Origin of the sequence: Streptomyces sp. NPDC018964 (genome assembly GCF_044390325.1) — a bacterium.
In the GTDB taxonomy this organism is placed as follows: Bacteria; Actinomycetota; Actinomycetes; order Streptomycetales; family Streptomycetaceae; genus Streptomyces.
This window is the reverse complement of the sequence record NZ_JBIRYZ010000001.1, coordinates 365,666-376,193: the sequence shown is the minus strand read 5'-3', so window position 1 is coordinate 376,193 and position 10,528 is coordinate 365,666. Positions and strand designations below refer to the sequence as shown.

Here is a 10,528-nt window from a genome sequence, read left to right as displayed (position 1 = left end):
CCGCGGGGGGGGGCGCCCCTTTCGTCGCGGGCGCCCCCCCCCCCCCCCGCGCCCCCCCCCCCCCCCCGGGGGCCCCCCCCGGGGCGCGGGGGCCCCCCCCCCCCCCCGGGGCCCCCGCGCCCCGGCGCGTCACAGGGTCAGGCAGGCCTGGACCGGCAGATGGTCGCTGGGGAACCGGCCGCCGGCCGTGAACGTGTTCACCGAGGCCCGGTGCACCGTGACACCGGGCGTGGCCAGGATCCAGTCGATGCGGGCACCGCCCGGCACCGGCGGCCCGTACCCGTGGAACGTCCCGTACGCCTCCCCGCGCTCGGCCGCCGCGTCCCAGGTGTCGACGAGCCCGGCGCCCAGCATCGTGTCGTACACGGGGTTGTCGTGGGCGGCGGCGTTGAAGTCGCCCGTCACGACCACCGGCAGCGAGCGGGCCAGTCCGCGGACGCGTTCGGCGACGAGGGCGGCGGCCCGCTCCCGCGCGTACTGGCTCGCGTTGTCCAGATGGGTGTCGAGGACGCAGAACTCCCGGCCGTCGGCACGCAGATCGCGGAAGCGGACCCAGCCGGCCATGCGGACGTGGGCGTTGCCCCAGGTGTTCGAGGCGATCACGTCCGGGGTGCCGGACAGCCAGAAGTGGTCGTACTCCAGCGGGACGAGGCGCCGGGTGTAGTAGAGGACCGCCGTGAACTCGTCGTGGCTGCCGCCGGCCCGTCCGGTGCCGATCCAGTCGTACGACGGCCCCAGGTCGGCCCCGATGTCGCGCAGTTGCCGGTACAGGCCCTCCTGGGTGCCGAGGACGTGCGGGCGCTCGCGGCGCAGCAGCCGCCGCATCACGGGCCTGCGGGCGGCCCAGCTGTTCGGCTCGGCCGTGCTCGCGAACCGCAGGTTGAACGACATGACCCGCAGCGCGCGTTCCGGGCACTCGTCCGCCGGGGCGGGCCCGGGCCGCGGTGCTGTACTGGAGAGCGGGAGGACGACGGAGGCGGCGAGCGCGCCCTTCAGTCCCAGACGGCGCGTGACACGGCTGTGAGTCGGCACGGACAAACGATGCCAGATGGACGTGAACATGGCGAGATGGGGGAGCGGGCCGGGTCGCGAGGCGGTGTTGACCGGCGGGAAGGAGGCTCAGTAGCTTCATTCAACGGATTGTTGATTCCGTATGGCGGAAGCATGGGAGGGTGTGGGATGGGTCAGGAGCGGGTGGCGACCAGTCTCGCGGGCGCCGTGCGTGAGGAGATCGGCGCCTCCCTCGCACCGGTCGACGCCGAACTGGAGCGCCGCTACCCCGGAGACCCCGGCACCCGCCAGCCCGTCCACACCGTCTACGTCCCCGGCGACGCCTTCGCCGCCGACACCCCGCGCGCCTGGGGGGACCGGGCCCTCGCCGCGCTCGACGAGCACGCCCCGGACGCCGCCTCCTTCGCCGCCGTCCTCGGGCTCGACGACGGCCTGGCCGAGGAGGTGTACGCCCGCGTCCGCACCAAACTGGAACGCGAGCCGGTCGAAGACCTGCGCGTCGACTTCGAGGACGGCTACGGCAACCGCCCCGACGCCGAGGAGGACGAGGCCGCGGCCCGCGCGGCCCGGATCGTCGCCGAGACGTACCGCGACGGCACCGCGGCCCCGTACACGGGCATCCGCATGAAGTGCCTGGAGGCCGCCGTCCGCGACCGGGGCATCCGCACCCTCGACGTCTTCCTCACCGGCCTGGTGGAGGCCGGGGGGTTGCCCGACGGGCTGGTCCTGACCCTGCCCAAGGTCACGTACCCCGAGCAGGTCACCGCCATGGCCCGCCTCCTCGGCGCCTTCGAGGAGGCACGCGGCCTCGAACCCGGCCGGCTCGGCTTCGAGATCCAGATCGAGACCAGCCAGGCCGTCCTCGCCGCCGACGGCACCGCCGCCGTCGCCCGCATGATCCAGGCCGCCGGGGGCCGCGCCACCGGGCTGCACTACGGCACCTTCGACTACAGCGCCTGCCTCGGTGTCTCCGCCGAGCACCAGGCGAGCGACCACCCGGCCGCCGACCACGCCAAGGCCGTCATGCAGGTCGCCGCCGCGGGCACCGGCGTACGCGTCTCGGACGGCTCCACCAACGTCCTGCCCGTCGGGCCCACGGCGCGGGTCCACGACGCCTGGCGGCTGCACTACGGCCTCACCCGCCGCGCCCTCGCCCGCGCCTACTACCAGGGCTGGGACATGCACCCCGGCCACCTCCCCACCCGCTACGCGGCCGTCTTCGCCTTCTGCCGCGAGGGCTTCGCCCGGGCCGCCGCCCGTCTCGCCCGGTACGCCGCCCGGACCGGCGGCGACGTCATGGACGAGCCCGCCACCGCCCGGGCCCTCGCCGGGTACCTGCTGCGCGGCCTGGACTGCGGCGCCCTGGACGACGCCGAGGTGGCGCGCCTGTCCGGACTGTCCCGCGCCGGCCTGGAGGGCTTCACGTCACCCCGACGGGGAGGTCGCACGGCCTCCGTGCGGCAGCCCGGCCGCCCGCTTGCCCCATCTATCGAATCTCGATAGATTTCCATCGTGGTTCGATTCAAGGAGGGGCGATGGGACGGCTGACCGTGCTCGCGCTGCGCGCCGTGATGGTGGCGCTGCTGGCGGGATCCCTGGGGGTCCAGACGGTGCTGGTGCCGCTGATGGCGAGCGACCTCGAAGGACTGGACGCGGAGTACTCGTCCCTGCGGGTCCCGTTCCTCCTCGTCGTGGTCCTCGGCGTGGTGACGGCCCAGGTCGTCCTGGTCTGTGTCTGGCGGCTGGTGACGATGGCGCGGCGCGGGACCGTCTTCTCCCACGCCGCCTTCCGCTACGTGCACGTCGTCATCGGCGCGTTCGTCGCCGCGGCGCTGCTGGTGTTCGCGCTCGGGGCGCTCCTCGCGCCCGGCGAGGCCGTGGCCCCGGGCGTCGTGGTGCTGCTGGGCGGGGCCGGTCTGGCGATCCTGGGCATCGCCCTGGTCGTGCTCGTCCTGCGGATGCTGCTGGCGCAGGCCGTCGCGCGCGACGTCGAGGCGTCGCGGATGCGGGCCGAGCTGGCCGGGGTCATCTGATGCCGATCGCCGTCGACATCGACGTGATGCTGGCCAGACGGAAGATGTCCGTGGGCGAACTCGCCGAACGCGTCGGGATCACGCCGGCCAATCTGGCGGTGCTCAAGAACGGCCGCGCCAAGGCGGTGCGCTTCACCACCCTCGCCGCGCTCTGCGAAGTGCTCGAGTGCCAGCCGGGCGACCTGCTGCGCTGGGAGCCCGAGGACACCCTGCCCTGACCCGTCACCCGTGCCCCCGCCACCCGGGCGGTGCCGGCGACGCGCCGGCACCAGGGCCTCCGTACCGCCGGACCCCCGCGTACCGCTCCAGGCCGCAGGCCGTCACCAGCCCCTCCTCCGCGAACAGTCGGGTGCCCCGCGCGCACCGCCGGAGGTCGGCGCGGGCCCGCGCGCAGAACTCCTCGGGGGAGACGCCGAACAGCTCCCGCAGTCCGGGCACGTTCACGAGCAGATCGGTGAGCAGCGCCCGCTGGCCCGGGTGGGCGCGCGGGGCGCCGGTGCCGTCGTGCAGCACACCGTGGCGGTTCACGTACGCGTACGCGCCGGGGAGCACGGAGCCGTCGGCGAATTCCACGCGGACGTCGGGTGCGGGCAGCCAGACGCGGTGGAAGTTGCCGTCCGGCCGCGGTACGCCCTCGCTCGCGTCGATCACCGCGAGCTGCCGGGCGTCGAGCCAGAGGACGAACAGCTCCCGCACCGTCCCCGGGGCGCGGACCGGCGAGTGGGACACATAACCCATGCGGCTGACGTGCGCCGAGACGCCGATGCCGACGCCGGTCACCCGCGTCCGCACCATCGGCACCGGCGTGACGACCCCGGACTCGGCCATCTTGTGCCGCAGCTGGCCGGGGCAGGCGTTGGAGCCGACCGCGAGCACGGGCACGCGGTCCTCGTGCACCAGGAGGTCCAGCGGCAGCAGTCGGTCCCCGTCCAGCAGCCCGGAGTCGCGCGGCCACGCGCCCGGATACAGCAGCGGGTGCTCGCGCGGCGCCTTCTCGAGACCCAGCGCCCGCAGGGTGCGGTCCTCCTCCACCGGCACCGCCCGCCGCTAGTCCGCCGGGGGCAGCTCGCCGGAGCCGCGGGTGATCAGCCGGGTGGGGAGCTCGATCCGCTCCGGGGCGAGCAGGGTGCCGTCCAGCTGGCGGAAGAGCCGCTCGGCCGCGGTCCGGCCGAGGGCCGCCGCGTCCTGGGCGACGACCGTGACGCCGGGCTGGAGCAGATCGGCGAGCTCGATGTCGTCGAAACCGACCAGGGCGACCTGGCGGGCGTGTCCGGCCAGCACCCGGATCACGGTGACCGTCACCCGGTTGTTGCCCGTGAAGATCGCGGTGACCGGGTCCGGTCCCGAGAGCATCTCCTCGGCCGCCCGGCGCACCCGCTCCGGGTCGGTGACGCCCAGCGACATCCAGGAGTCCGCCACCGTTATCCCCGCGTCCTCCATGGCGGTCCGGTAGCCGCGCAGCCGCTCGGCCGCGGTGTGGATGCGGGGCATGTCGCCGATGAAGCCGATCCGGCGGTGTCCGTGTGCGATCAGGTGGCTCACGCCGTCGTGGGCGCCGCCGAAGTTGTCCGACACGACGACGTCCACGTCGATGTGCCCGGCCGGACGGTCCACGAAGACGGTGGCGACGCCCGCCTTGATCTCCGGCGCCAGATAGCGGTGGTCGTCCCCGGCCGGGATCACCACGAGACCGTCCACCCGCCGTGCGCACAGCGCCAGCACCAGCTCCTGCTCGCGGTCGGCGTCCTCCGCGCTGGAGCCGTTGATCAGCAGGGCGCCGTGCGAGCGGGCCACCTCCTCGACCGCCCGGCTCAGCGGACCGTAGAACGGGTCCGCGAGATCCTCCAGGACCAGGCCGATGCTGGCGGTGCGGCCCTTGCGCAGCACGCGGGCGCTGTCGTTGCGGCGGAAGCCGAGCGCCTCGATCGCCTCCTGGACGCGGCGCTCCGTCTCCGGCGTGACGCCGGGCTCGCCGTTGACCACGCGGGAGACCGTCTTGAGTCCGACCCCGGCGCGGGCGGCCACGTCCTTCATCGTCGGGCGGTTGCCGTAACGGGTCCCTTGGATGCGGTCGGTGCGGCGGGTCGTCTCCGGCACGGTGCGGTGTCCTGTCCTGTCGGCCACGGGGGTGCGTAGGTCCATGGGCTTGTATGAGGATGTGGCGTCGAGCATAGAGCCTGGACAACGTTGTCAGACTCGGGGGACACTGTCCCGTGCACACTCCGGCCCGCACCTCGCCACGCGATCGGCCGTTGCCCGTGCTTCATGTGTTGCCTCCTGGTCACACATGGTCGTTCTCGGCGGTTTTCTGATGTTTCAACGGGGAGATCCGACACTGATGCACACCGACCTCGTGGCAGCGCTCGACATCGGCGGCACCAAGATCGCCGGCGCGCTGGTGGACGACCAGGGCCGGATCCTGGTCCGCGCCCAGCGGCCGACGCCCGCGCAGGAGAACGGTGAGACCGTGATGCGGGCGGTCGAGGCGGTACTCGGTGAGCTCACCGCGTCCCCGCTGTGGCACCGCGCCGGCGCGGTGGGCATCGGCAGCGCCGGCCCCGTGGACGCCTCCGCCGGCACGGTGAGCCCGGTCAACGTGCCCGGCTGGCGCGACTACCCGCTCGTCGCCCGGGTCCGGGAGGCGGCCGGAGGCCTGCCTGTGGAGCTGATCGGCGACGGGGTGGCGATCACGGCCGCCGAACACTGGCAGGGCGCCGCCCGCGGCCACGACAACGCGCTGTGCATGGTCGTCTCGACCGGGGTCGGCGGCGGCCTGGTGCTCGGTGGCCGGCTGCACCCCGGGCCCACCGGCAACGCCGGCCACATCGGTCACATCAGCGTGGACCTCGACGGCGACCTGTGCCCGTGCGGTTCGCGCGGCTGTGTGGAGCGCATCGCCAGCGGCCCCAACATCGCCCGCCGCGCCCTGGACGACGGCTGGCGTCCCGGCCCGGACGGCGACACCTCCGCCGCCGCGGTGGCCGCCGCCGCCCGGGCCGGCGATCCGGTGGCCGCGGCGTCGTTCGAGCGGGCGGCCAGGGCGCTGGCCGCCGGGATCGCGGCCACCGCGACGCTCGTCGAGATCGACATCGCCGTGATCGGCGGGGGCGTGGGCAAGGCGGGCGAGGTCCTCTTCACTCCCCTCCGCAAGGCCCTCACCGAGTACGCCACCCTGTCCTTCGTCCGGCGCCTCGCCGTGGCCCCGGCCCGGATGGGCACGGACGCGGGGCTGGTGGGCGCGGCGGCGGCGGCGCTGGCGGGCAGGACGGACACGGTGGATACGGCGGTGGCGGGGGTCTGAGGGCCGGATCGGACGTGGGTGTGTTCGGTGTGGTCGGGGTGTGGGTGTCCGGGGTCGGCGGGCCGGGTGTGCGTGTCTTCGGTGTGTGGTCCGGGTTCTGTGTCCGGACCGGTGGGCCGGGCGTGGGTGTGTTCGGTGCGGGCCGGGTGTGCGTGGCCGGAACCGGCGGTTCGGATGCCGGGGTCGTGGGTGGCGCGGGGTGCGGGGGCCTTCCGGGCCGGGCACGGGCGTCGTGGCGTTCGGGTGCCGGTGTCCGGAGTCTGCCGTCGGGTGCTTCCCGGCCGGTCGTCGGTGTCCGGGGCCTCGCGGCGGCCTGTCGTGCGCGGCGCCGTGACGGCCACCGGGTGGTCCGGGAACACGTGCGTGACCCCGGGGCCGTTCCGGCAGTTGTGCCGGGCATGAAGAAGCGCAGCATGCTGGCCATCGCCTCCCTCGCCACCGGTTTCGTCGTCGCGGCCGTCACCCCGTCGCACGCGGCCGCCGACGGGGGTGCCCCGCTCGGCGTCGACGACACCCTCAGCGCCCTCGACCGGACCGTCGCCGAGGACAACACCGTGGAGCTGGACATCGACCGGGGCGACAAGGACTGACGAGCCCCACGGCAGGCCGTACGGCGCCGGTGCCCCTGGACGACAGGGGCACCGGCGCCGTTCTCGCGCGTTCTCAACCGGATCTGGTTTCCGTGGCAGGGTGGAGCGGGCAAGCCACAGGGGGCCAACGGAAGAGGGGGAAACGTGATCGTCTGGGTCAACGGGGCGTTCGGGGCGGGAAAGACCACCACCGCGCGCGAACTGATCGAGCTGATCCCGAACAGCACGCTCTTCGACCCCGAGGTCATCGGCGGAGCACTGGAACAACTGCTTCCGCCCAAGTGCCTCGCCGAGGTCGGCGACTTCCAGGACCTCCCGATCTGGCGACGGCTCGTGATCGACACGGCGGCCGCGATGCTCGCCGAGCTCGGCGGGACCCTCGTGGTCCCCATGACCCTGCTGCGCCAGGAGTACCGCGACGAGATCTTCGGCGGGCTGGCCGCCCGGCGCATACCGGTGAGGCATGTCCTCCTCGCCCCGGCGGAAACGATCCTGCGTGAGCGCATAGCCGCTCGCGAGCTCCCGGCGGACCTCCCCGACGGCGAGATACGCGTCCGGCAATGGTCGTACGACCACATCGAACCGTACAAGGCGGCCCTCGCCGCCTGGCTCACCGCCGACGCCTACCCGGTCGACAGCGGAACCCTCAGCCCCTACGAGACCGCCCGGCGGATAGCCGAGGCGGTCGGCAGCGGGGAGGTGCCGGCCTGCGACATCGTGCAGACGCCCGAGCCCACCGCCGAGACGGTCGCCGCCGGGGTGCTGCTCTTCGACGAGCAGGACCGGGTGCTGCTCGTCGACCCGACCTACAAGCCGGGCTGGGAGTTCCCGGGCGGGGTCGTGGAACGCGGTGAGGCCCCCGCGCGTGCGGGCATGCGCGAGGTCGCCGAGGAGACCGGGATCCGCCTCGACGACGTACCGGCGCTCCTCGTCGTCGACTGGGAGCCGCCCGCGCCGCCCGGATTCGGCGGCCTGCGGCTGCTCTTCGACGGCGGCCGCCTCGACTCCGCGGCCGCCGGACGCCTCCTGCTGCCCGGCCCGGAACTGCGCGGCTGGCGCTTCGCCTCCGAGGCCGAGGCCGCCGATCTGCTGCCCCCGGTCCGCTACGAACGGCTGCGCCGGGCCCTGCGGGCACGGGAACGCGGCAAGGCGGTGTACCTGGAGGCCGGGGTGCCGGTCGGCTGAGGCCGTCGGTCAGTCCAGGATTCGGCCCGCCCCGTCGGTTTCCGCCGCGCCCCTGTCCGCCCGGTCCACCGCCGCACGCAGTGCCCGGGCCGCGCCTTCGGCCACCGGTTCGCCGTGGCCGAAGCAGGCCACCTCCGCGTCGAGAGCGGCCAGCCGGCGACAGGCGGCGAGGACCCGCCGGCCGTCGAGGTTGAACACGCCCGGCATCACGGTGCCGTCCACCGGCGAGGCGGCCACCGTGTCGCCGGTGAACAGCACGCCGTACCGGGGCAGGTGCAGCGCGACGCTGCCGAGCGTGTGTCCCGGCACGTGCACGACGTGCGCCCCGCCGCCCACGTCGAGAACGTCACCGTCCGCCAACTCCACGATCCTGGCCGGGCGTTCGAAGTCCCCCGGCGGGAGGAGCCGCGCCGCCCGCTCGTGCAGGGGCCGCTCCCACTCCTCGAACACAGGGGGCGGACCCGGAACCTCACCGCGTACGTGCGGTGCGTCCAGCCGGTGGGCCAGTACCTCGGCACCGGTGAGCGCCGCCACCTCGGCCGCCCCGCCGGCGTGGTCCTCGTGGAAGTGGGTGAGCACCACGCGGCGTACGTCCCGCGGGTGCCGGCCGAGCGCGGTCACGGCCCCGGCGATCGCCGCCCCGGAACCCGCGGGCCCTGCGTCGATCAGTGTCAGCTCCTCCTCGTGCCCTTCCCCGCCGTCGCGCCAGAGGTACGCCTGACCGACGGGGAAGCGCAGGAGATGGAGGCGGGGGTGGAGCTCTACGACGTCCATGGGACGACCGTAGGACGAGGCCCCGCCCGCGGACGGGGCCTCTGCCGTCGGCAGAGCGGCGGACCGCTCCCCGCGGCCGTCAGCGCGCGCCGGACGCGTAGGTACGCAGGAACAGCGCCTCCGCGACCGACAGCCGCTCGAGTTCGTCGGGGGAGACGCTCTCGTTCACCGCGTGGATCTGGGCCTCCGGCTCGCTCAGGCCGATGAGCAGGATCTCCGCCTCCGGGTAGAGGGCGGCGAGGGTGTTGCACAGGGGGATCGAGCCGCCCTGGCCCGCGTACTGCATCTCCTGGCCCGGGTACGCGACCGCCATCGCGTCGGCCATGGCCTGGTAGGCCGGGCTGGTGGTGTCCGCGCGGAACGCCTGCCCCTGGCCGATCTGCTCGATGCTCACCCGCGCACCCCACGGCGTGTGCGCCTCCACGTGCGCACACAGGAGCTTCGTCGCCTCGGCCGCGTCGACGCCCGGCGGCACCCGCAGGCTGATCAGCGCGCGGGCGCTCGCCTGCACCGACGGCGTGGCGCCGACCACCGGCGGGCAGTCGATGCCGAGCACGGTCACCGCGGGGCGCGCCCAGATGCGGTCGGCGACCGTACCGGAACCGATCAGCTCCACACCGTCCAGCACCTTGGCGTCCTTGCGGAACTGCTCGTCGCCGTACCGCAGTCCGTCCCACGTCTCGTCGCCGGCCAGCCCGTCGACGGTGGTGCTGCCGTCCTCGGCGCGCAGCGAGTCCAGTACGCGCACCAGCGCGGCCAGCGCGTCCGGCGCGGCCCCGCCGAACTGGCCGGAGTGCAGGTTGCCCTCCAGGGTGTCGATCCGCACCCGGACGAGCGTCATGCCGCGCAGGGTGGAGGTGACCGTCGGCAGACCGGCGCGGAAGTTGCCCGCGTCGCCGATCACGATGGTGTCGGCCGTCAGCAGGTCGGGGTGCTCCTCGGCGTACCGCTCCAGGCCGCCGGTGCCCTGCTCCTCCGAACCCTCGACGATCACCTTGACGTGCACGGGGACGCCGCCGTTCGCCTTCAGCGCGCGCAGCGCCAGCAGGTGCATGATCACGCCGCCCTTGCAGTCGGCGGCCCCGCGCCCGTACCAGCGGCCGTCGCGCTCGGTCAGCTCGAACGGCGGGGTGGCCCAGCCGGCCTCGTCCAGCGGCGGCTGCACGTCGTAGTGCGCGTACAGCAGCACGGTCTTCGCACCCTCAGGGCCCGGCAGGCAGCCGTACACGGACTGCGTGCCGTCCGGGGTGTCGAGCAGGGCCACGTCCTGGAAACCCTCGGCGGTGAGCGCGTCCGCGATCCAGCGCGCGGCACCCTCGCTCTCCTCGCGCGGGAACTGGCCGAAGTCCGCCACCGACTTGAAGGCCACCAGCTCGGCGAGCTCCTCCTTCGCCCTGGGCATCAGCGAGGCGACGGTCTCGGCGACCGGATTCGACGACATGGGCACGCTCCTTGTGGGTGCGACGTTGGAACTTCCGCGGACATCTTCGTACGAGATGATCGCGCGGTGTGCGTGAGGACCCGTGTACGGGGCACCCACGCCGCCGATCCTCCCACAGCGAGCCTCGGTGACCGCCGCCGTAGGATGCGGGAGGACATCAGCGGCAGGCGGCTGGATCGGGAGCAGTAGACCA

The 10,528-nt window shown here is 74.1% G+C and carries 11 protein-coding genes; 6 read left to right on the top strand and 5 right to left on the bottom strand.

Features of this window, described 5'->3' with window-relative positions; all coding sequences use genetic code 11:
• Positions 1–129: 129 nt before the first annotated feature.
• Positions 130–1,032 carry an endonuclease/exonuclease/phosphatase family protein gene (locus ACH5AO_RS01610; protein ID WP_398920639.1) on the bottom strand — a complete coding sequence of 301 codons (903 nt, stop codon included), beginning with the start codon at positions 1,030–1,032 and terminating at the stop codon, positions 130–132.
• A 147-nt stretch (positions 1,033–1,179) separates the two neighbouring features.
• On the opposite strand from ACH5AO_RS01610, the gene ACH5AO_RS01605 reads away from it, so the two are divergent.
• The 3 genes from ACH5AO_RS01605 to ACH5AO_RS01595 are packed head-to-tail and all read left to right on the top strand — an operon-like array spanning position 1,180 to position 3,262.
• Positions 1,180–2,514 (top strand): DUF6986 family protein, encoded by a 1,335-nt coding sequence (locus ACH5AO_RS01605; protein ID WP_398920638.1) that lies wholly within the window; start codon positions 1,180–1,182, stop codon positions 2,512–2,514.
• A 32-nt stretch (positions 2,515–2,546) separates the two neighbouring features.
• A complete protein-coding gene (locus tag ACH5AO_RS01600; RefSeq protein ID WP_398920636.1) occupies positions 2,547–3,044 on the top strand; it encodes a DUF2975 domain-containing protein in 498 nt (165 codons plus the stop codon).
• Positions 3,044–3,262, top strand: coding sequence for a helix-turn-helix domain-containing protein (locus ACH5AO_RS01595; RefSeq protein ID WP_398920634.1), 219 nt, complete (start codon positions 3,044–3,046; stop codon positions 3,260–3,262). Before ACH5AO_RS01600 ends, ACH5AO_RS01595 begins: the two co-directional genes overlap by 1 nt.
• A gap of 4 nt (positions 3,263–3,266) precedes the next feature.
• Here ACH5AO_RS01595 and ACH5AO_RS01590 read toward each other — a convergent pair whose 3' ends face one another.
• Together ACH5AO_RS01590 and ACH5AO_RS01585 are read right to left on the bottom strand one after the other, a co-directional pair.
• Complete coding sequence (locus ACH5AO_RS01590) at positions 3,267–4,082, bottom strand: hypothetical protein (RefSeq protein ID WP_398920632.1); 816 nt, start codon at positions 4,080–4,082, stop codon at positions 3,267–3,269.
• Between the two features lie 9 nt (positions 4,083–4,091).
• Complete coding sequence (locus ACH5AO_RS01585; protein WP_398920630.1) at positions 4,092–5,186, bottom strand: LacI family DNA-binding transcriptional regulator; 1,095 nt, start codon at positions 5,184–5,186, stop codon at positions 4,092–4,094.
• 196 nt (positions 5,187–5,382) lie between these two features.
• Between ACH5AO_RS01585 and ACH5AO_RS01580 the strand changes: the two genes are divergently transcribed.
• The 3 genes from ACH5AO_RS01580 to ACH5AO_RS01570 all read left to right on the top strand — a co-directional run bounded on the left by ACH5AO_RS01580 (position 5,383) and on the right by ACH5AO_RS01570 (position 8,120).
• The gene (locus ACH5AO_RS01580) at positions 5,383–6,345 is read left to right on the top strand and encodes an ROK family protein (RefSeq protein WP_398920628.1); all 963 of its coding nucleotides are present in this window, start codon (positions 5,383–5,385) and stop codon (positions 6,343–6,345) included.
• 398 nt (positions 6,346–6,743) lie between these two features.
• The gene (locus tag ACH5AO_RS01575; protein ID WP_398920626.1) at positions 6,744–6,935 is read left to right on the top strand and encodes a hypothetical protein; all 192 of its coding nucleotides are present in this window, start codon (positions 6,744–6,746) and stop codon (positions 6,933–6,935) included.
• Between the two features lie 144 nt (positions 6,936–7,079).
• Positions 7,080–8,120 (top strand): NUDIX domain-containing protein, encoded by a 1,041-nt coding sequence (locus ACH5AO_RS01570; RefSeq protein ID WP_398920624.1) that lies wholly within the window; start codon positions 7,080–7,082, stop codon positions 8,118–8,120.
• A gap of 9 nt (positions 8,121–8,129) precedes the next feature.
• Here ACH5AO_RS01570 and ACH5AO_RS01565 read toward each other — a convergent pair whose 3' ends face one another.
• Positions 8,130–8,894 (bottom strand): MBL fold metallo-hydrolase, encoded by a 765-nt coding sequence (locus ACH5AO_RS01565; protein ID WP_398920622.1) that lies wholly within the window; start codon positions 8,892–8,894, stop codon positions 8,130–8,132.
• Between the two features lie 79 nt (positions 8,895–8,973).
• Complete coding sequence (locus ACH5AO_RS01560) at positions 8,974–10,335, bottom strand: dipeptidase (protein WP_398920620.1); 1,362 nt, start codon at positions 10,333–10,335, stop codon at positions 8,974–8,976.
• Positions 10,336–10,528: the final 193 nt, after the last annotated feature.